This is a genomic window from [Clostridium] clostridioforme AGR2157 (assembly GCF_000424325.1).
Lineage (GTDB): Bacteria > Bacillota > Clostridia > Lachnospirales > Lachnospiraceae > Enterocloster > Enterocloster clostridioformis_A.
In genome coordinates, this window is sequence record NZ_AUJR01000009.1 from 24,798 (window position 1) to 44,756 (window position 19,959).

Annotated in this window: 15 protein-coding genes; 13 read left to right on the forward strand and 2 right to left on the reverse strand. The window is 53.1% G+C overall.

From position 1 onward, the window contains the following. The first annotated feature begins 89 nt into the window (after nucleotides 1-89). Complete coding sequence (locus tag G614_RS0105340; protein ID WP_027641126.1) at nucleotides 90-851, forward strand: SIR2 family NAD-dependent protein deacylase; 762 nt, start codon at nucleotides 90-92, stop codon at nucleotides 849-851. A gap of 87 nt (nucleotides 852-938) precedes the next feature. Here G614_RS0105340 and G614_RS0105345 read toward each other — a convergent pair whose 3' ends face one another. Beyond that, nucleotides 939-2,396 carry a nicotinate phosphoribosyltransferase gene (locus G614_RS0105345; protein WP_027641127.1) on the reverse strand — a complete coding sequence of 486 codons (1,458 nt, stop codon included), beginning with the start codon at nucleotides 2,394-2,396 and terminating at the stop codon, nucleotides 939-941. Nucleotides 2,397-2,952: 556 nt separating this feature from the next. On the opposite strand from G614_RS0105345, the gene ileS reads away from it, so the two are divergent. From ileS to G614_RS0105390, 8 genes are all read left to right on the forward strand, one after another. Continuing rightward, nucleotides 2,953-6,087 (forward strand): isoleucine--tRNA ligase, encoded by a 3,135-nt coding sequence (gene ileS, locus G614_RS0105355; RefSeq protein ID WP_027641128.1) that lies wholly within the window; start codon nucleotides 2,953-2,955, stop codon nucleotides 6,085-6,087. A gap of 120 nt (nucleotides 6,088-6,207) precedes the next feature. After that, the gene (locus tag G614_RS0105360) at nucleotides 6,208-8,661 is read left to right on the forward strand and encodes a glycogen/starch/alpha-glucan phosphorylase (protein ID WP_027641129.1); all 2,454 of its coding nucleotides are present in this window, start codon (nucleotides 6,208-6,210) and stop codon (nucleotides 8,659-8,661) included. A 75-nt stretch (nucleotides 8,662-8,736) separates the two neighbouring features. Continuing rightward, on the forward strand, nucleotides 8,737-9,594 hold the full coding sequence (gene metF, locus G614_RS0105365) for a methylenetetrahydrofolate reductase [NAD(P)H] (RefSeq protein ID WP_027641130.1): 858 nt from the start codon (nucleotides 8,737-8,739) through the stop codon (nucleotides 9,592-9,594). A gap of 29 nt (nucleotides 9,595-9,623) precedes the next feature. Further along, nucleotides 9,624-10,274, forward strand: a complete 651-nt coding sequence (locus G614_RS0105370; RefSeq protein WP_027641131.1) for a vitamin B12 dependent-methionine synthase activation domain-containing protein — start codon at nucleotides 9,624-9,626, stop codon at nucleotides 10,272-10,274. 56 nt (nucleotides 10,275-10,330) lie between these two features. Further along, nucleotides 10,331-11,365, forward strand: a complete 1,035-nt coding sequence (locus G614_RS0105375; protein ID WP_027641132.1) for a threonine aldolase family protein — start codon at nucleotides 10,331-10,333, stop codon at nucleotides 11,363-11,365. Nucleotides 11,366-11,386: 21 nt separating this feature from the next. Further along, on the forward strand, nucleotides 11,387-13,837 hold the full coding sequence (locus G614_RS0105380) for a homocysteine S-methyltransferase family protein (RefSeq protein ID WP_027641133.1): 2,451 nt from the start codon (nucleotides 11,387-11,389) through the stop codon (nucleotides 13,835-13,837). A 326-nt stretch (nucleotides 13,838-14,163) separates the two neighbouring features. Then, nucleotides 14,164-14,379 (forward strand): hypothetical protein, encoded by a 216-nt coding sequence (locus G614_RS0105385; protein WP_027641134.1) that lies wholly within the window; start codon nucleotides 14,164-14,166, stop codon nucleotides 14,377-14,379. A gap of 270 nt (nucleotides 14,380-14,649) precedes the next feature. Continuing rightward, a complete protein-coding gene (locus G614_RS0105390) occupies nucleotides 14,650-15,468 on the forward strand; it encodes a DUF368 domain-containing protein (RefSeq protein ID WP_027641135.1) in 819 nt (272 codons plus the stop codon). Nucleotides 15,469-15,507: 39 nt separating this feature from the next. On the opposite strand, the gene G614_RS0105395 is transcribed toward G614_RS0105390, so the two are convergent. Continuing rightward, on the reverse strand, nucleotides 15,508-16,398 hold the full coding sequence (locus G614_RS0105395; RefSeq protein WP_027641136.1) for a DegV family protein: 891 nt from the start codon (nucleotides 16,396-16,398) through the stop codon (nucleotides 15,508-15,510). 168 nt (nucleotides 16,399-16,566) lie between these two features. Here G614_RS0105395 and G614_RS0105405 point away from each other — a divergent pair, with 168 nt between their 5' ends. The 4 genes from G614_RS0105405 to G614_RS0105420 are packed head-to-tail and all read left to right on the forward strand — an operon-like array spanning nucleotide 16,567 to nucleotide 19,938. Then, nucleotides 16,567-17,244: an HAD family hydrolase gene (locus G614_RS0105405; protein WP_027641137.1), complete on the forward strand. Its 678-nt coding sequence runs from the start codon at nucleotides 16,567-16,569 to the stop codon at nucleotides 17,242-17,244. Next, entirely contained in the window at nucleotides 17,231-18,307 is a 1,077-nt protein-coding gene (locus tag G614_RS0105410; protein WP_027641138.1) for a metal ABC transporter substrate-binding protein, read from the forward strand. Before G614_RS0105405 ends, G614_RS0105410 begins: the two co-directional genes overlap by 14 nt. Nucleotides 18,308-18,343: 36 nt before the next feature. Next, on the forward strand, nucleotides 18,344-19,120 hold the full coding sequence (locus G614_RS0105415; protein WP_027641139.1) for a metal ABC transporter ATP-binding protein: 777 nt from the start codon (nucleotides 18,344-18,346) through the stop codon (nucleotides 19,118-19,120). Continuing rightward, a complete protein-coding gene (locus tag G614_RS0105420) occupies nucleotides 19,117-19,938 on the forward strand; it encodes a metal ABC transporter permease (RefSeq protein ID WP_027641140.1) in 822 nt (273 codons plus the stop codon). The genes G614_RS0105415 and G614_RS0105420 overlap by 4 nt, the downstream gene beginning before the upstream one ends. Nucleotides 19,939-19,959: the final 21 nt, after the last annotated feature.

The window sequence follows — 19,959 nt, forward strand, 5'->3', positions numbered from 1 at the left end:
GCGGGGGGATTTGCGGTATAATGATGCCAGAGTGTGCAGGTTTCAGACACGCTCTGGATCAATCAGAACAAGAGGAGGACTGAGCGGGTATGATTGGCGAAAAAACATTGGAACTCCTGAAGAAGGTATTGGCAGACAGCAGTTATACGGTTGCCATCTGCGGTTCCGGGATGATGGAAGAGGGAGGTATTCTGGGACTTAAACAGGAAGGACGGGCGTATGAGATTGAACAGAAATATTCGGAATCACCGGAGGAACTGTTTCATATTTCCTGTCTGTCCATAAGGCCGGAACGTTTCTATGAATTTTACCGTGAGGAGATACTGAAAAAGATTCCCAACATGACTCCGTCTGTCAGGGCGTTAGCCAGGATGGAGGAAGAGGACAAGCTTCAGTGTATTGTCACCACCAATATTTTCGATTTGCCGCAACAGGTGGGCTGCCGGAATGTGATTTACCTTCACGGAAGCATCTACAAGAACAGGTGTCCCCACTGCAGCCGCCTGTATTCCATGGAAGAAATCAGGGATTCCAGCCATGTTCCCCACTGTAAGAACTGCGGGACCATGATACGTCCCGGGACCTCTCTCTATGGGGAGATGGTGGACAGCAGCATCATGAGCCGTACCACGGAAGAGATAGCCAGGGCCGACGTGCTCCTGGTACTGGGAACCAGCCTGCGGTCAGAGGTTTACAGCAACTACATACGGTATTTCCAGGGCAGGAAGATGGTAATTATCCACCGTATACCCAGGCCGCTGGATGAGAAAGCCGATATGGTCATATACGACCTTCCGCAGAATGTCCTTCCCCTTCTGGTGGATGGAGGGGGGTTAGAGAGCCGGAAATGAAACCGCGGGAACGTTAGCGGCGGAGTGGGAAGAGATTGGAAATCAGAAAAGGCCGGAGGCGGTTCCGGCCTTTTACACGTTCCTGCCTTATTTTCTGTGGAAGGAATCCAGAAGCTGGTTCTTTGTGTGCCACAGCTCATTGGACAGGTCCACATGGACTGTGTGCGGGTTGATGAGACGCTTGGATTCATCCCACAGGGTATCCAGCTCTTTCCTGCAGTAGGCCTGGATATCCATTACCTTTGGCGACTGGTACACACACCTGCCTTCCAGGAAAATGGGAAGCATCAGTTCACGCATGGTATAGCTGTCAGGTGACAGCATGGTCTTTTTCCATGTCTCTAAGGGGTCGAAGAGAAGGAGGGAATTGCGGGTGTCGAATTCCTCGCCCACCAGACAAATCAGATCTGCTATGATTTTGCCGGTGGCTTTATCGTAAATCCTCTGTATGGTCTTGTTGCCTGGATTGGTGATTTTCTCGGCGTTTTCGGACAGCTTGATTTTAGGTACAAACTGGCCTGTGGCCCTGTCCATCACAGCAGCCAGTTTGTATACGCCTCCGAAGGACGGGCAGTCCTTGGCTGTAATCAGGTTGGTGCCCACGCCCCAGGAATTGATGGTGGCTCCCTGCGTCTTCAGGGAGTTGATCAGGTTCTCGTCCAGGTCGTTGGAGGCGGAGATCACTGCGTCCGGAAATCCGGCCTCGTTTAACATCTTTTTGGCCTTTTTGGACAGGTAGGCCAAATCACCGCTGTCCAGACGGATGCCATAGAAGGTAAGAGGAATACCGGCTTCCCTCATCTCCTTAAATACCTGGATGGCGTTGGGGATGCCGGAGCCCAGGGTATCATAGGTATCCACCAGCAGGATGCAGGCGGAAGGATAGAGCTTTGCATAGGTGCGAAAGGCGGTCAGCTCGTCCGGAAAGCTCATAATCCAGCTGTGGGCATGGGTTCCCTTTACGGGGACATCGAACATTTTTCCGCAGAGCACATTGGAGGTGCCGATGCATCCGGCTATCATGGCTGCCCTTGCGCCGTAGGTGCCGGCGTCCGGTCCCTGGGCCCTGCGCAGTCCGAATTCCATTACGCCGTCGCCCTTGGCCGCATAGACGATGCGCTCCGTCTTGGTGGCAATGAGGCTCTGGTGATTGATGATGTTAAGCAGTGCTGTCTCGATGAGCTGGGCCTGCATAATGGGAGCAATGACCTTGACAAGAGGTTCCCTGGGAAAAACCACGGTTCCTTCTGGAATGGCGTAGATATCGCCTGTAAAGCGGAATTCGTGGAGATAGCTCAGAAAGTCCTCCTCAAACATATCCAGACTTCTCAGGTATTCAATGTCACTGTCATCAAAATGCAGGTCCTCAATGTACTCAATGACCTGCTGTAATCCTGCACAGATGGCAAAGCCGTTGCCATGGGGATTGGTCCTGTAAAACATGTCGAATACAACGGTTTCGTTGGCGTCCTTTTCTTTGAAATATCCCTGCATCATGGTTAATTCATACAGGTCTGTGAGTAAGGTAAGATTTCTCTGCTCCATATAGGTTCCTCCCTGGGCGCAGCCGGTGTTCTGTACGCAGGGTATGCGGTGCGGCAGGATTTTGACGGCTGTGCAGTAATATTGGTTAGTAGTATAACACATATTCTGGAAAAGGCAAACGGAATGATAAAAAAATATCAATCATAGGCGGTATAACTGCCAAAAAGAACTAAAATCAGATACACGGTTGACATTTTACGCATGCGTTATTATAATAAAGAAGTTAAATGAAAAAGGCTTAGATGGAGACAGTAGGCCTGCAGGAACGCTACAGAGAGCCGGAGATGGTGGAAACCGGTGCAAGTAATGCAGAACTGAAAATCACTCCGGAGCTGTCCGGCTGAAGGGATGCGTCAGCAGCGCATGATAGGCTGGGACGCGTTTCCCGCGTTAAGGGAACTCATATGATGGTATGCAGTAATAGGTGGTTAAACGAAGCGGCTTATGGCTTTCGTCCTGTTCGGGACGGAAGCCTTTTTTGCTTCATAGAAGGATATACAATCTTTTTCACATACCAGAATAGAAATCTATCATGAATGGAACGGAGGAAGACGCTATGTATGACAAAGTCCCCACAGACCTTAAGTTTGTGGAACGGGAAAAAGAAGTGGAGAAGTTCTGGGAAGCAGAGCACATCTTTGAAAAGAGCATCAAGATGAGGGAGGGCTGTAAGCCCTATGTATTTTATGACGGACCGCCAACTGCCAACGGCAAGCCTCATATCGGCCATGTGGAGACGCGTGTAATCAAGGACATGATTCCCAGATACCGGGCCATGAAGGGATATATGGTGCCGAGAAAGGCCGGATGGGACACTCATGGCCTGCCTGTGGAGCTGGAAGTTGAGAAGAAGCTGGGACTGGACGGCAAGGAGCAGATTGAGCAGTACGGTCTGGAGCCGTTCATCAAGGAATGTAAGGAAAGCGTCTGGAAGTACAAGGGCATGTGGGAGGATTTCTCCAACACCGTTGGATTCTGGGCCGATATGGACAATCCCTATGTAACCTATGACAACAGCTTTATCGAGTCCGAGTGGTGGGCTCTTAAGCAGATTTGGGACAAGGGCCTTTTGTACAAGGGCTTTAAGGTGGTTCCCTACTGTCCGCGCTGCGGCACCCCGCTGTCCTCCCATGAGGTGGCTCAGGGTTATAAGGATGTAAAGGAGCGTTCCGCCATTGCCCGCTTTAAGGCAAAGGGAGAAGATGCCTATATCCTGGCATGGACCACCACGCCGTGGACCCTTCCCAGCAACCTGGCCCTGTGTGTGAACCCCAAGGAAAACTATGTAAAGGTAAAGACAGGCGACGGCTATACCTACTATATCGCCCAGGCCCTGGCAGATACCGTGCTGGGCGGGGACTATGAGGTATTGGAGACTTACAAGGGCAAGGACCTGGAGTTCAAGGAATATGAGCCCCTCTATGACTGCTCCGTGCCCCTGTGCGAGAAGCAGCACAAGAAAGCCTACTATGTGGTCTGCGCAGACTATGTAACACTGACAGACGGTACCGGCATCGTACACATTGCCCCTGCGTTTGGTGAGGATGATGCCAATGTTGGCCGCAAGTACGACCTTCCCTTTGTGCAGCTGGTGGACGCCAAGGGCGATATGACGGCGGAAACTCCTTTTGCAGGCACCTTTGTGAAGGATGCGGACCCCATGGTGTTAAAGGACCTTAAGTCCAGGGGACTGCTTTTCTCAGCTCCCAGCTTCGAGCACAGCTATCCTCACTGCTGGCGCTGCGGGACCCCTCTCATTTACTATGCAAGAGAGTCCTGGTTCATCAAGATGACTGCTGTGAAAGATGACTTAATCCGCAACAACAATACCATTAACTGGGTTCCGGATTCCATCGGCAAGGGCCGCTTCGGTGACTGGCTGGAGAATATCCAGGACTGGGGTATTTCCAGAAACCGTTACTGGGGCACCCCGCTCAATATCTGGGAGTGTGAGTGCGGACACCAGCATTCCATCGGAAGCATTGAGGAATTAAAGAGCTTATCCGACAACTGTCCCGATGAAATCGAGCTTCACCGTCCATATATTGACGCGGTAAGAATCAAGTGTCCCAAGTGCAAAAAGCCTATGAAACGTGTGCCTGAGGTGATTGACTGCTGGTTTGATTCCGGCGCCATGCCCTTTGCACAGCACCATTACCCCTTTGAGAACAAGGAACTGTTCGAGTCACAGTTCCCGGCCCAGTTCATCTCCGAGGCAGTGGACCAGACCAGAGGATGGTTCTATTCCCTCCTTGCGGAGTCTACCCTGCTGTTTAACAAGGCGCCTTATGAAAATGTAGTTGTCATGGGCCTTGTGCTGGATGAGAACGGACAGAAGATGAGTAAGTCCAAGGGCAATGCGGTGGATCCCTTTGATACCCTGGCAGCCCACGGCGCAGACGCCATCCGCTGGTTCTTCTACACCTGCAGCGCGCCCTGGCTTCCAAAGCGCTATCAGGATAAGGCAGTGACCGAGGGACAGCGCAAGTTCATGGGTACTCTTTGGAATACCTATGCATTCTGGGTGCTGTATGCCAATATTGACAATTTTGACCCCACCAGATATACACTGGAGTACGACAAGCTTCCGGTCATGGACCGCTGGATGCTGTCCAAGATGAATTCCATGGTGAAAACAGTGGATAACAGCCTGATGAATTACCAGATTCCCGAGGCTGCCAGAGCCCTCCAGGAGTTTGTGGATGACTTAAGCAACTGGTATGTGCGCAGAAGCCGTGAGCGCTTCTGGGCAAAGGGAATGGAGCAGGATAAGATTAATGCCTTCATGACCCTGTACACGGCCCTTGTGACTGTGGCAAAGGCGGCAGCTCCCATGATTCCGTTCATGACAGAGCAGATTTACCAGAATATCGTGAGAAAGGTGGATGGGGACGCACCTGAAAGCGTACACCTGTGCGACTTCCCGGAGGTGAATGAGTCCTGGATTGATACTGAGCTGGAATCCGACATGGATGAAGTGCTGAAGGTGGTTGTCATGGGACGTGCGGCCAGGAATGCGGCCAACATCAAGAACCGCCAGCCCATTGCCCGGATGTATGTGAAGGCTGACCACGAGCTGTCTAGGTTCTACGTGCAGATTATCGAGGAAGAGCTGAATGTGAAGCAGGTGATCTTCTCCGACGATGTAAGGGAATTTACCTCCTATACCTTCAAGCCCCAGTTAAAGACAGTGGGACCAAAGTACGGCAAGCTGTTAAACCAGATTCGCCGGACCCTGACCGATATCGACGGCAGCGCCGCCATGGACACCCTGAATGAGAAGGGACAGCTTACCTTTGACGTTGACGGCCAGGAAGTGGTGCTGACAAAGGACGACCTGCTGATCGATGTTTCCCAGAAGGACGGCTATGTGACAGAGGAAGACAACTATGTGACCGTTGTGCTGGATACCAACCTGACTCCTGAACTGATTGAGGAGGGCTTCGTGAGAGAACTCATAAGCAAGATTCAGACCATGCGCAAGGAAGCCGGATTTGAGGTCATGGACCACATCAGCGTATTCCAGGATGAAAATGACCGGATTGCCGGACTGATTAAGTCTCATGCGGACGAGATCAAAACAGAGGTCATGGCAGACCATATCAGCATTGGAGCCATGTCCGGCTTTGTCAAAGAGTGGAACATTAACGGCGAAAATGTAATGCTCGGTGTTGAAAAGACCATGAAATAATGGTAAGATTGTGAGGCGGGGCGCATCACCCCCACCCCCGCCACGCCTGATAATTTAGGAATGATTTACATATAATAGTTCTGTATAGAAGCGGAACTGAAAGCAGGAGGATAATGGCCGATGAATAAAGGATTTGATAAGGAAACGTTCAAGCGCAGCGTGGTGGACAACGTAAAGAACATGTTCCGAAGGACCATTGATGAAGCGACTCCCCATCAGGTATTCCAGGCAGTGGCCTATGCTGTAAAGGATGTCATCATTGACGAGTGGATTGCCACTCACAAGGAATATGAGAAAAAGGATGTTAAGACAGTATACTACCTGTCCATGGAGTTCCTCATGGGCCGTGCCCTGGGCAATAACATCATCAATATCTGCGCCAGGGATGAGATTAAGGAAACCCTGGATGAGATGGGCTTTGATTTAGATGTGATTGAGGATCAGGAGCCGGACGCAGCCCTGGGAAACGGAGGCCTGGGACGTCTGGCGGCCTGCTTCCTGGATTCGCTGGCAACCCTGGGTTATCCGGCATATGGCTGCGGCATCCGTTACCGCTACGGCATGTTCAAGCAGAAGATTGAGAACGGTTACCAGGTAGAGGTGCCGGATAACTGGTTGAAGGACGGCAACCCCTTTGAAATCCGCAGGCCGGAGTATGCAGCCGAGGTTAAGTTCGGGGGCTATGTGCGCATTGAGAACCAGGGCGGAGTGAACCATTTCGTACAGGACGGATACCAGTCTGTCCGCGCGGTGCCCTACGACCTGCCGGTCATCGGATACGGCAATAATGTGGTGAATACCCTCCGTATCTGGGACGCGGAACCCATCAACACCTTTAATCTGGATTCCTTTGACAGGGGAGACTACCAGAAGGCTGTGGAGCAGGAGAACCTGGCCAAGACCATTGTGGAGGTCCTTTACCCCAACGACAACCACTATGCGGGCAAGGAACTGCGTCTGAAGCAGCAGTATTTCTTTATCTCCGCCAGCGTACAGAGGGCGGTGAGAAAGTATAAAGAGAAGCACGATGACATCAGAAAATTCTATGAAAAGGTAGTGTTCCAGCTGAACGACACCCACCCAACGGTTGCCATCCCTGAATTGATGCGTATTCTTCTGGACGAGGAGGGACTCACATGGGATGAAGCGTGGGAGGTAACCACCAAGACCTGCGCTTATACAAACCACACCATCATGTCAGAGGCGCTGGAGAAGTGGCCCATCGAGCTGTTCTCACGGCTTCTGCCCAGAATCTACCAGATTGTGGAGGAAATCAACCGCAGGTTCCAGAACCAGATTCAGACCATGTATCCGGGCAACCAGGAGAAGCTGCGCAAAATGTCCATTATCTACGACGGCCAGGTGAAGATGGCTTACATGGCAATCGCAGCCAGCTTTTCCGTCAACGGCGTTGCAAGGCTTCACACGGAGATACTTAAGCACCAGGAGTTAAAGGACTTCTATGAGATGATGCCGGAGAAGTTCAACAACAAGACAAACGGCATAACCCAGAGACGGTTTCTGCTTCACGGCAACCCGCTTCTGGCAGACTGGGTCACCTCCAAGATTGGCGATGAGTGGATTACCAACCTTCCCCACATTAAGAAGCTGGAACTCTTTGCAGAGGATGAGAAGTGCCAGTTTGAGTTTATGAACATCAAGTACCAGAATAAGCTGCGCCTCGCCAGGTACATCAAGGAGAATAACGGCATTGACGTGGACCCGCGCTCCATTTTCGACGTGCAGGTCAAAAGGCTTCACGAATATAAGCGCCAGCTAATGAACATTCTCCATGTGATGTATCTGTACAACCAGCTGAAGGATAATCCTGATATGGATATGATTCCCAGGACCTTTATCTTCGGCGCAAAGGCAGCCGCAGGCTACAAGCGGGCTAAGCTGACCATCAAGCTCATCAATTCCGTGGCAGATGTTATCAACAATGACAAGACCATTAACGGTAAGATTAAGGTGGTGTTCATTGAGGATTACCGCGTATCCAACGCGGAGCTCATATTTGCGGCAGCCGATGTCAGCGAACAGATATCCACGGCCAGCAAGGAGGCGTCCGGTACCAGCAACATGAAGTTTATGCTCAACGGAGCCCTTACCCTGGGAACCATGGACGGAGCCAATGTGGAAATCGTGGAGGAAGTGGGCGCGGACAATGCCTTTATCTTCGGCATGTCCTCCGATGAGGTCATTAACTACGAGAACAACGGCGGCTATTACCCAATGGATATCTTTAACAATGACCAGGAAATCCGCCGTGTGCTCATGCAGCTGATTAACGGCTACTATGCACCGGATAACCCAGAGCTGTTCAGGGATATCTATAACTCCCTCTTAAACACCAAGAGCAGCGACCGGGCTGATACCTACTTTATCCTCAAGGACTTCCGTTCCTATGCCGAGGCGCACCAGAGCGCGGATAAGGCTTACAGGGACCAGGCGTGGTGGGCTAAGGCAGCTATCCTTAACACGGCCAACTGCGGAAAGTTCACATCTGACCGTACCATTGAGGAGTATGTGAAGGATATCTGGCATCTGAAGAAAGTGACCGTAGAATTATAAATGCTTGCTCCGGCAATCCTGATTATTGGGGTGCCGGAGCTTTTTTGGATAACGCAGGAGGAAAGGGAAAGAAAAATGAAAATACACGATATACTGGCAGAAGGAAAGCCCACCCTCTCCTTTGAGGTGTTTCCCCCAAAGACAGAGGATGCATATGATTCCGTGGAAAAGGCGGCCGCAAAGATTGCAAAGTTAAAGCCCTCGTTTATGAGTGTTACATACGGGGCAGGAGGGGGAACCAGCGATTATACGGTTGGAATCGCCTCCGCCATCAAGGAGGAGTACGGAGTGACGCCTCTTGCCCATCTCACCTGTGTGTCATCCACCAGGGAAAAAGTGCACCATGTACTGGGCGAGTTAAAGGAGCGCGGCATTGAAAATATACTGGCCCTGCGCGGGGATATCCCCCAGGATGGCAGTACGCCAAAGGAATACCACTATGCCTCTGAGCTGATACGGGAAATCAAGAAGGCAGGTGATTTCTGCATCGGGGCGGCATGTTACCCGGAAGGCCATGTGGAATCTGCCAACAAGTCCGTGGACATGGATTACCTGAAGCAGAAGGTGGAGGCCGGATGCGATTTTGTCACCACCCAGATGTTTTTTGACAACAGCATCCTTTACAGTTACCTGTACCGCATCCGTGAAAAGGGAATCCAGGTGCCTGTGATTGCCGGTATCATGCCTGTGACCAACGCAAAGCAGATACGGCGGATTACCCAGATGTCGGGAACCTACCTGCCTACCAGGTTCATGTCCATTGTGGACCGGTTCGGGGACAATCCGGCGGCCATGAAGCAGGCCGGAATTGCCTATGCCACGGACCAGATCATTGACCTGATTGCCAACGGGGTCAACGGCATCCATGTATATTCCATGAATAAGCCGGATGTTGCCATGAAGATAAAGGAAAACCTGTCGGAGATTTTATAGGGACGGATACAGAACGGGAGAATGAACATATGGACATACATGACGTAGACAGGAGGGAGGTCCTCCGCTATCTGGGGTACAGGGGACAGGAGGCTGACGAGGCAGTGGCGGCCATGGTGGAGCAGTGCATGGCGGAATTATGGGAGGCTGCCACGCCCAGGCATCTGTACCGGGAATATCCCCTGGCATTGGGAGAGGATTACAGGATTGACGGAGGATGTTTCAAGGCCAGGAGCAGGAATTTGTGGGGGAATCTGAAGGACTGCGACCAGATTATCGTGTTTGCGGCCACCCTTGGCTGCGGGGCTGACCATCTGATTCAGAAGTACAGCCGTCTCCAGATGAGCAGGGCCGTAGTCATGCAGGCAGCGGCAGCGGCCATGATTGAGGAGTACTGCGACCAGGTGTGTACCGTGATAAAGTCGGAATATGAAGCAAAAGGCCGTTATCTGCGCCCAAGGTTCAGCCCCGGTTACGGAGACTTTCCTCTGGAATGCCAGGGAATGCTTCTGGATGCCCTGGAGGCCGGAAAGCGCATCGGCATCAAGCTGACGGACAGTCTTCTCATGATGCCCTCCAAATCTGTTTCCGCGGTCATGGGAGCCAGCATGAAACCTTACCGTTGTGACGTAAAAGGCTGTGAGGCCTGTGCCAAGACGGACTGCCCATACCGGAGGTAACAGGGGAAAGCCTCTTAAGGCAGCGATATAAAAAAAATAAAAAGGGGAATTATATTATGATACGTTTTGACTGTGATTACAGCGAAGGCGCCCATGAGCGCATACTTAAGAAACTGGCTGAGACCAACCTGGAGCAGACACCCGGATACGGGGAGGACCATTACTGCACAGAGGCCGCGGGCATCATCCGCAGCCTCTGCGGACGGGAGGATGCAGCGGTTCATTTCCTGGTGGGAGGCACCCAGGCCAATATGACGGTCATTGCGTCTGCCCTACGTTCCCATCAGGGGGTGGTGGGTGCTTTCACGGCCCACATCAATGTACATGAGACAGGCTCCATAGAGTCCACCGGCCACAAGGTGCTGGCCCTGCCCTCTGAGGACGGCAAGATTACGGCAGAGCAGGTGGAGGATCTGTACCAGGCCCATATCCGGGACGAAAGCTTTGAGCACACGGTGCAGCCAAAGATGGTATACATCTCCAACCCCACGGAGCTGGGCACTATTTATACCAGGTCTGAGCTGGAGAACCTGTATGGGGTGTGCAGAAAGTACGGACTGTACCTGTTTGTGGACGGCGCCCGTCTGGCATACGGCCTGGCGGCAGAGGGGAATGACCTGGACCTTAAGTCCCTGGCAGCTGCCTGTGACGTATTCTACATCGGCGGAACCAAGGCGGGGGCGCTTTTCGGGGAGGCCGTGGTCATATTGAACGACGAGCTGAAGGCGGATTTCCGCTACCATATCAAGCAGCGGGGCGGTATGCTGGCCAAGGGACGCCTTCTGGGCATCCAGTTTGGAGAGCTTTTACGGGACGGCCTGTATTTTGAGCTGGGAGCCCACGCGGACAGGCTGGCAGACAAGATCCGCTGCGCCTGTGTCAAAAAGGGATATCCCTTCCTGGTGGAAAACACCACAAACCAGGTATTTCCCATCATGCCGGATTCCCTGCTGGAGTCGTGGAAGGATAAGTACAGTTACACCAACCAGGGAAGGGTGGATGAAAGCCATACGGCTATCCGCCTCTGCACCAGCTGGATTACCAGCGGGGAACAGGTGGACATCCTGGTAAACGACATTTTGAACAGTTAAGAGGACTTGCGGAGAATGACGATGAGAATATTAGAAGAGATGAAGGTGCGCCGCCTGTTCTGCGACGGCGGAATGGGAAGCCTGCTCCAGGCCCGGGGCCTGAAACCGGGAGAGCTTCCGGAACGGTGGAACCTGACCCACCGGGATGTGCTTATATCCATACACCGGTCCTATCTGGAGGCCGGCGCGGACATCATGACAACCAATACATTTGGCGCCAACGGGCTTAAATTCAAGGATGATCTGGAACCCATCGTGACAGCCGCGGTGGAGAACGCCAGGACCGCGGTTAAGGAGGCAGGACACGGATACGTGGCTCTGGACCTGGGCCCCACGGGACGGCTGCTAAAGCCTCTGGGGGACCTGGAGTTCGAGGACGCGGTGAAGCTTTATAAAGAGGTGGTATCCATTGGCGCCAGGGCGGGAGCGGACCTGGTCCTGATTGAAACCATGAGCGACAGCTATGAGCTGAAGGCCGCGGTGCTGGCTGCCAGGGAGGCAGGATTCAGGCCGGATACAGGGGAACGCCTGCCTGTGTTCGCAACCGTCATATTTGATGAAAAGGGAAAGCTTCTGACCGGCGGAAACGTGGAGTCCACCGTGGCCCTGCTGGAGGGACTGAGGGTGGATGCCCTGGGAATCAACTGCGGCCTGGGGCCTGTGCAGATGAAGGGAATCCTGGAGGAAATCCTGAGGGTATCCTCCCTTCCCGTGCTGGTAAACCCCAATGCGGGCCTTCCAAGAAGCGAAAACGGAAAGACGGTGTACGATATAGACGCTGAGGGCTTTGCCCTTGTCATGGAGGAGATTGTGGCCATGGGCGCCGTGGTAGTGGGAGGGTGCTGCGGCACCACCCCGGAGCATATACGCCTGATGACACAGCGGTGTAAGGACATGCCTGTGGTGTGGCCGGAGAAAAAACACCGCACCGTGGTGTCCTCCTATGCAAAGGCAGTGACCGTTGGCAATAAGACAATCATCATCGGTGAGCGCATTAACCCCACCGGCAAGTCCAAATTCAAGCAGGCACTGCGGGACCACAACCTGGAATATATCCTGAAGGAGGGCGTCAGCCAGCAGGACAACGGAGCGGATGTGCTGGATGTGAACGTGGGACTTCCTGAAATCCACGAGCCATCCATGATGGAGGAGGCTGTAAGGGAGCTTCAGGCCATCATCGACCTTCCCCTTCAAATTGACACCTCGGACATGGAAGCCATGGAGCGCGCCATGCGTATATATAACGGAAAACCGCTGATAAACTCTGTCAACGGCAAGGAAGAGTCCATGACCCGCGTATTTCCGCTGATGGCAAAATACGGCGGAGTGGCAGTAGGTCTCTGCCTGGACGAGTCCGGCATTCCCGATACGGCAAAGGGACGTCTGGCCGTGGGAAGGAAAATCATAGATCGGGCAGCGGAGTACGGAATCGGACCGGAGGATATCATTCTGGACGGACTCTGCATGACGGTCAGTTCCGACAGCAAGGGGGCCCTTACCACCCTGGAAACGCTGCGGCGCATCCGGGACGAGCTGGGAGTGGGAACCGTGCTGGGGGTATCCAACATATCCTTCGGACTGCCCCAGAGGGAAATCATCAATGCCGCATTCTTTACCATGGCCATGGAATGCGGGCTGGGTGCAGCCATCATAAACCCCAACTCCGAGGCCATGATGCGGGCTTACTACAGCTTTAACGCGCTTATGGACCGGGATCCCCAGTGCGGCCAGTATATCAGTGTGTACAGCGGTCAGAGCGCGGGCCTGGGCCAGACCATCGGAAGGGGCGGCGGTCAGGACGGGACAAAGGCAGACTATCATTCCGGGTCAGGAGACGCTCAGGGAAAGGGGCCTGCCCTGTCGGCGGCCATTGAGAGAGGCCTGAAGGAAGCTGCCCACAACGCGGTGACCGCACTGTTAAAGGAGCGGGAACCGCTTGATATCATCAACAGCGAGATGATACCGGCCCTGGACCGTGTGGGAAAGGGGTTTGAGAAGGGCACCGTGTTCCTGCCCCAGCTTCTTATGAGCGCGGAGGCTGCCAAGGCCGCATTTGAGGTCATCAAGGCAGCTATGGATGGAAGCGGACAGGCCCGGGAAAAGAAAGGAACCATCATCCTGGCAACGGTGAAAGGTGACATCCATGATATCGGCAAGAACATCGTGAAGGTTCTGCTGGAAAATTACAGTTATGAGGTCATCGACCTGGGCAGGGATGTCCCGCCGGAGGTTATCGTAAAGGAGGCCGTGGAGCGCCAGGTGGCCCTGGTGGGCCTGAGCGCCCTCATGACCACCACCGTGCCCGGCATGGAGGAAACCATCCGTCAGTTAAGGGCCGCGTCAACGACCGTAAAGGTGATGGTGGGAGGCGCTGTGCTGACAGAGGATTATGCCAGGACCATAGGCGCTGACGCCTATTGCAGGGATGCCATGGCATCTGTAAATTATGCGGAGCAGGTCTTCAGCGCTTAGAGCGCCATGAAGCTCCTCTGTTTTCATAGACTTATACGGGAATCCCCATCCACCTGAGCAACCATCTGCCCCAGCTGTTTCAGCTGACGGGTAATGTGGCAGACAGAGAATTTGTATGATGGCAAGCTCATCCGCCTTGTGGAAATGGTCCCCGGATGAGGGATAGGAAAATATTACCAAAGTCATGAAAAATCCGCAAAAAAGACAAAGATCGTAGTTTTTCCAATAACTCCCAGACACAGGGCCCCTAAAATGTGATAATATAGTTTTGTAACAAAAAAGAAACAGATTTGTAACATCTGTAATAAAGAAAGCGAGGACATACTATGTTATCAGTTTCATCTATGGCACTTGCTGCAATGCTGGGCTCTGCATGCGGCACCAATATGGCAAATATAAATGACTGCAACGCAGCGCTTTACAATACGGGAAATTGTCCCCGGGCAGTACAGTACCAGAAGGGCGGACAGGACCTGAATTCCATGCTGTCACAGATGGGTGTCAGCATGATGCCGGGAAATTCCCAGTGCGGTGCTAATTAAGCAAATACTTTGATTAAATACATCTGCTCCATATATCGATTCATTATCACATAATCATATTCCTCAAAAAATAAATCCCGGTGAAAGGCATGCCAGCCTGCCCTCCGGGATTATTTTCATGTCCGGGGCAATAATAAGCCGTATCCGGTCATAAATATATACAGAAAATTAATTCACTTTTCCGGCTGCATGGGGTAGAATATCGTTACTGCTGTCCCGGAAGGGACGCGTGTGCAGTAAGGTCACAGAAGGTGAAAAGGAGTATATCCAATGAATCGAGACAATATGAATATCATATTAAAAGGAATGTGGATTGGGGGGACCATGACGGTTCCCGGAGTAAGCGGAGGTTCCATGGCCATGATTATGGGGGTCTATGACAGGCTTATTTCATCCATCAGCTCCTTTTTTAAGGAACCTGCAGGAAGCATGGCCTTCCTGCTCAAATTCGTCCTGGGGGCAGGAATTGGAATGGTGCTGTTTTCACGCTTCATCAGCTATCTGTTCACCACCAGGGCCGATGTGCCTCTCCGGTTTTTCTTCCTGGGAGCAGTGGCTGGAGGTGTTCCCATGATATACAGGGAAGCAGGCGTGAAAAAGCTGGACCTGGGGGCGGTTGCCTACCCTGTCATAGGCATCCTGGGGGTGGTGCTCCTGGCCCTGATTCCCTCAGGGCTTTTTACACCGGACGGAAGTTTCGGGCCCGGTGCCCTGCTCCTTCAGCTGGCAGGTGGATTCATCATAGCGGTGGGGCTGGTCCTGCCCGGAATCAGCGTGTCACAGATGCTCTATATGCTGGGAATCTATGAGACCATCATAGGAAACATCAGCTCCCTGAACATCCTTCCTCTGATACCGCTGGGAGCCGGCGTGCTGGGCGGCATCTTCCTGACCACCAAGGTGCTGGAGCGGCTGATGTCCCGCAATCCCCAGCCCACCTATCTGATAATCCTGGGATTCATGTTCGGTTCCCTGCCTGAACTTTTTCCCGGCATTCCCACAGGCGTGGACCTGGCGGCAAGTCTTGCAGCCGGGGCTGCCGGTTTCGGGGCCCTGTATATGATGACCATGAAAGAACAGAAGGCTTAATGGGCCAGATCGTGTCAGAAAGCGATTTTCAGACACGATCTACACGGTCCTGTCATCTCCCCAGAAAACCAGGCATACGGTGCCGGGACCGGTATGGGACCCGATGACAGTGCCGATATCCACGATGAAAACCGTCCCATTTAATTGGGGGAAGGTTTCCTCCACCAGGCTGGCCACTGCCCCGGCATCCTCGGGACAGGAGGATTGGGACAGAAAGCATTTGCCGTCATAGGCAGTGCCCTGTTCTGCGTGAGCCTTCATCCGCTCCACCATTTCCCGGATAACACGTTTCTTGCCCCGGTACTTGTCGCGGGGAATCAGTTTGCCCTCCACATTCACATTCATCAGGGGACATATGTTGAGCATGCTGCCAAAGAAGGCAGCTGAGGCAGAGATACGTCCTCCCCGTCTTAAATGGGTCAAATCAGAGGTGAAGAACCAATGATGGACCCTTTTTTTGTTCTCCTCAATCCAGGAAACAAGTTCTTCGTATTCCGCACCTGCCTGCATCTTCTCCCAGGCCGTGTCCACCAGAAGTCCGTAGCCCGCGGAGGCGCAGCAGGAGTCAATGACGGCAATCCGCCGGTCCGGATAACGCTCCAGCATCTCATCCCTGGCAATGACCGCCGAATTATAGGTGCCGGATATGCCGGAGGAGAGGGTCATGTGGATGATATCCTTTCCTTCTTTTAATATGGGCTCAAACATGGCTTCGTATTGTTCCGGGTTCACCTGGGACGTGGTGGGCATGGCGCCCTGCCTGATGTTCTCGTAAAAATCCTCAATGGGAATGGACTTTCCAAGGTCGTCGTCGTATTCCATGCCGTTCATCCGGAAATGAAAGCAGGAGTAGGGGATGCCTCTCTCCGTCAGATAAGACGCCGGCAGATCGGCTGTGGAACAGCAGGTAATCATATAGGAATTCGTCATGGTTTTCTCCTTTTAAAATGGAAAAATTTAGCTGTCTTGTGTTGAAAAAAGTATAGCATGCCAGGGGGGCGGTGTCAAATGCAGTGGAAAAACAGATGGAACTGTGCTATGATGTAGGTTGTGTTAAGACGGATTTGCGTATATCCATGGAAAGGAATGGTAACTATAATGTATAAATGCTGTATATTCGACCTGGACGGGACCCTTGTGAATTCTATCTATGCCATCCAGAAGTCTGTGAATGATACCCTGTGTTATTGGAACATGCGTGAAATCAGCGTGGAGGAGAGCCGGCTCTATGTGGGGGACGGTTATAAGAAGTTACTGGAGCGGTCCCTTATTGCCTGCGGGGACAAGGAGCTGACCCATTATGAGGAGGCAGTGGAGCGGTATCAGGATATTTTCCGGGAATGCTGCATGTACCGTGTGGAGGCATACGAGGGAATCAGGGAGCTTCTGGAGTTTTTAAAGTCACAGGGCATTTTCATTGCCGTGCTGTCCAACAAGCCCCATCCCAGGACCCTGGACAATGTGGAGGGCGTGTTTGGAAAGGGCTATTTTGACCTGGTCTACGGCGAGAGGGAGGATAAGGGAATCAAGAAAAAGCCCTGCCCTGACGGCGTATGGGCCATAGCGGAGGAACTGAGACTTTCAAAGAGTGAGATCCTCTATCTGGGGGATACCAACACGGACATGGAGACCGGGAACAATGCAAAGGTGGATACAGTGGGCGTGACCTGGGGGTTTCGGACCAGGGAAGAGCTTATGTCCTTCCATCCGGCGCTTATTGCGGACCATCCGTCCCAGGTTGTTCAGTATATAAAGGATGTGAATGGAATTGAGTGATAGGATGCCCTTAAGATACAGGGGGATTATGTGGCTCATGGCCGTGCTTGGCGCCGTGGTCATGGTCATAAGTATATGGGGATGCGCTGCCGGACAGAGACCGCCTGAATCAGGAAAGACACCTGCCGTTAGCCAGGAGGGCAAGGATGACCGCCTCCTCGTGGTGACCACCATCTTTCCCTACTATGATTTTGTGCGTCAGATTGCGGGGGACCGGGTGAAGCTTAAACTGGTGGTGCCCGCGGGCATGGACAGCCATTCCTTTGAACCTACGCCCGCTGATATGATCGCCATGCAGGAGGCCGATGTGCTGATCTGCAACGGCGGCGAGATGGAGCAGTGGGTGGAGGAGGTGCTGGGCTCCCTGGACACCAGCCACATGAAGGTTTTGACCATGATGGACTATGTGGATGTGGTGGAGGAGGAGCATGTGGAAGGCATGGAGGAAGAACGCCACCATGAGGACGGCTATGAGAAGGATGGTCATGAGAAGGACGGCCAAGAGGAGGAAGAGGACGGCCATGAGATGCACATTGAATACGATGAGCATATATGGACCTCACCGGTCAATGCCCAGGCCATCGTAAAAATCATAAGCCAGGCCCTGGCGGAGGCGGCCCCCCGGGAGGAAAGCCGCTTTGAGGCTAATACCCGGGAATACCTGAAGGAGCTTAAGGACCTGGACAGCCAGTTCAGACAGGTGGTAAACCAGGGGCGCCTCCACATGATTGTGGTGGCGGACAAGTTTCCCTTCCGCTATTTCGCGGATGAGTACGGCCTTTCCTACCGCGCTGCCTTTTCCGGGTGCAGCGGGGACACGGAGCCCAGCGCCAGGACCATTGCCTATCTGATAGACAAGGTAAAGAAGGACCGGATTCCGGCCGTCTATTACCTGGAACTTTCCAGCCACAGGACAGCGGAAATCATTCAGGAGGAAACAGGGGCAGCGCCTCTTCTTCTCCATTCCTGCCACAACGTGACCAGGAAGCAGTTCGACGAGGGCGTCACCTATCTCCGGCTCATGAGACAGAATGCGGAGAACCTGCGGTATGGGCTGGAATGACCTGAGCCGGAATAACCAATGTAAAAGAGGTAAAATATGTCACCATTAATTCAATGCCAGCATGTGGATTTCGGATATGATAAACAGGATGCTGTAATCGATGTAAATATGGAAGTGGACCCGGGGGATTATCTGTGTATCGTGGGTGAGAACGGCTCCGGCAAGAGTACTCTGATGAAGGGGCTTTTGGGCTTAATCAAGCCTACGGGCGGGAAGCTTGTAACGGCGGAGGAGCTAAAGAGGACCGGTATCGGCTACCTGCCCCAGCAGACAGCCGCCCAGAAGGATTTTCCCGCCACTGTCTCAGAGGTGGTCTTAAGCGGCTGCTTAAACCGCAGGGGAATGCTTCCATTTTATTCTAAGAAAGAAAAAGAGATTGCGGACAGGAACATGGAGAAGCTGGGGATTACACCCCTCAGAAAGCAGTGCTACCGGGAGCTGTCCGGCGGACAGCAGCAGCGGGTGCTCATAGCCAGGGCTCTGTGCGCAACAAGCTCCCTGCTGATACTGGACGAGCCCATCACGGGGTTAGATCCCACGGCCATCCAGGAGTTTTACGCCATGATCCGGAGGCTGAACCGGGAGGATAAGGTGGCCATCCTCATGGTGTCCCATGACCTGAGAAACGCGGTGGAGGAGGCCAATAAGATACTCCACCTGCAAAAGCGGGTCCTGTTCTACGGGCCTGCCCATGACTATATGAACAGCCAGGCAGCCGGCCATTTCTTTCATGAGAAGGAGCAGGGCAGATGCAAGCCGACAGCCGGATGCCACGCGGTGAAGCTGCACATGCACAAGGAGGAGAAATCATGAATCTGATACGTGAAATGCTTTCCTATCCGTTTCTGGTGAGGGCTCTTGCGGGCGGCATGATGGTATCCCTGTGCGCCTCCCTGCTGGGTGTGAGCCTGGTGCTCAGACGGTACAGCATGATTGGGGACGGATTGTCCCATGTGTCCTTTGGAGCCCTGTCCATTGCCCTGGCCATGGGCTGGTCCCCTCTTAAGATATCCATTCCCGTGGTGGTACTGGCCGCTTTTTTCCTGCTTCGGATTACGGAGAACAGCCGGATTAAAAGCGATGCGGCCATTGCCCTCATATCAGCCAGCGCCCTGGCGTTAGGCATCATTGTCACCTCACTGACCACGGGCATGACCACGGATGTGAGCAGCTATATGTTCGGAAGCATCCTGGCCATGAGCAGGGAGGATGTACGGCTCAGCGTGGTGCTGTCCCTGGTGGTGCTGGGATTGTTTGTGATATGCTACAACCGCATATTTGCGGTGACCTTTGACGAGAATTTTGCCAAGGCAACAGGGGTCAATGTGGGCCGCTACAATATCATCATAGCCGTTCTCACGGCAGTGACCATTGTACTGGGAATGAGGATGATGGGGGCCATGCTCATCTCCAGCCTTGTGATATTTCCCTGCCTTTCCTCCATGCGGGTATTCAAAAGCTTCGGAGGCGTCATGGTGTCCTCAGGCATCCTGTCCCTGGCCTGCTTTTTCGCGGGCATGGTGGCATCCTACCAGTTTTCCATACCGGCCGGGGCCAGCGTGGTGGTGGTGAATCTGTGCGCCTTCCTGCTGTTTATGGCGTGGCAGTCCCTGGGCCGCCTGAGAGGCTGATGCCTCCGGCCGGCTGTTTTA

What these genes read in the sequence shown, in the direction of transcription:
- G614_RS0105340 (WP_027641126.1), top strand. Translation starts at nt 90, where the DNA reads ATGATTGGCGAAAAAACATTGGAACTCCTGAAGAAGGTATTGGCAGAC.
- G614_RS0105345 (WP_027641127.1), bottom strand. Translation starts at nt 2,396, where the DNA reads ATGGAGCAGAGAAATCTTACCTTACTCACAGACCTGTATGAATTAACC.
- ileS (WP_027641128.1), top strand. Translation starts at nt 2,953, where the DNA reads ATGTATGACAAAGTCCCCACAGACCTTAAGTTTGTGGAACGGGAAAAA.
- G614_RS0105360 (WP_027641129.1), top strand. Translation starts at nt 6,208, where the DNA reads ATGAATAAAGGATTTGATAAGGAAACGTTCAAGCGCAGCGTGGTGGAC.
- metF (WP_027641130.1), top strand. Translation starts at nt 8,737, where the DNA reads ATGAAAATACACGATATACTGGCAGAAGGAAAGCCCACCCTCTCCTTT.
- G614_RS0105370 (WP_027641131.1), top strand. Translation starts at nt 9,624, where the DNA reads ATGGACATACATGACGTAGACAGGAGGGAGGTCCTCCGCTATCTGGGG.
- G614_RS0105375 (WP_027641132.1), top strand. Translation starts at nt 10,331, where the DNA reads ATGATACGTTTTGACTGTGATTACAGCGAAGGCGCCCATGAGCGCATA.
- G614_RS0105380 (WP_027641133.1), top strand. Translation starts at nt 11,387, where the DNA reads ATGAGAATATTAGAAGAGATGAAGGTGCGCCGCCTGTTCTGCGACGGC.
- G614_RS0105385 (WP_027641134.1), top strand. Translation starts at nt 14,164, where the DNA reads ATGTTATCAGTTTCATCTATGGCACTTGCTGCAATGCTGGGCTCTGCA.
- G614_RS0105390 (WP_027641135.1), top strand. Translation starts at nt 14,650, where the DNA reads ATGAATCGAGACAATATGAATATCATATTAAAAGGAATGTGGATTGGG.
- G614_RS0105395 (WP_027641136.1), bottom strand. Translation starts at nt 16,398, where the DNA reads ATGACGAATTCCTATATGATTACCTGCTGTTCCACAGCCGATCTGCCG.
- G614_RS0105405 (WP_027641137.1), top strand. Translation starts at nt 16,567, where the DNA reads ATGTATAAATGCTGTATATTCGACCTGGACGGGACCCTTGTGAATTCT.
- G614_RS0105410 (WP_027641138.1), top strand. Translation starts at nt 17,231, where the DNA reads ATGGAATTGAGTGATAGGATGCCCTTAAGATACAGGGGGATTATGTGG.
- G614_RS0105415 (WP_027641139.1), top strand. Translation starts at nt 18,344, where the DNA reads ATGTCACCATTAATTCAATGCCAGCATGTGGATTTCGGATATGATAAA.
- G614_RS0105420 (WP_027641140.1), top strand. Translation starts at nt 19,117, where the DNA reads ATGAATCTGATACGTGAAATGCTTTCCTATCCGTTTCTGGTGAGGGCT.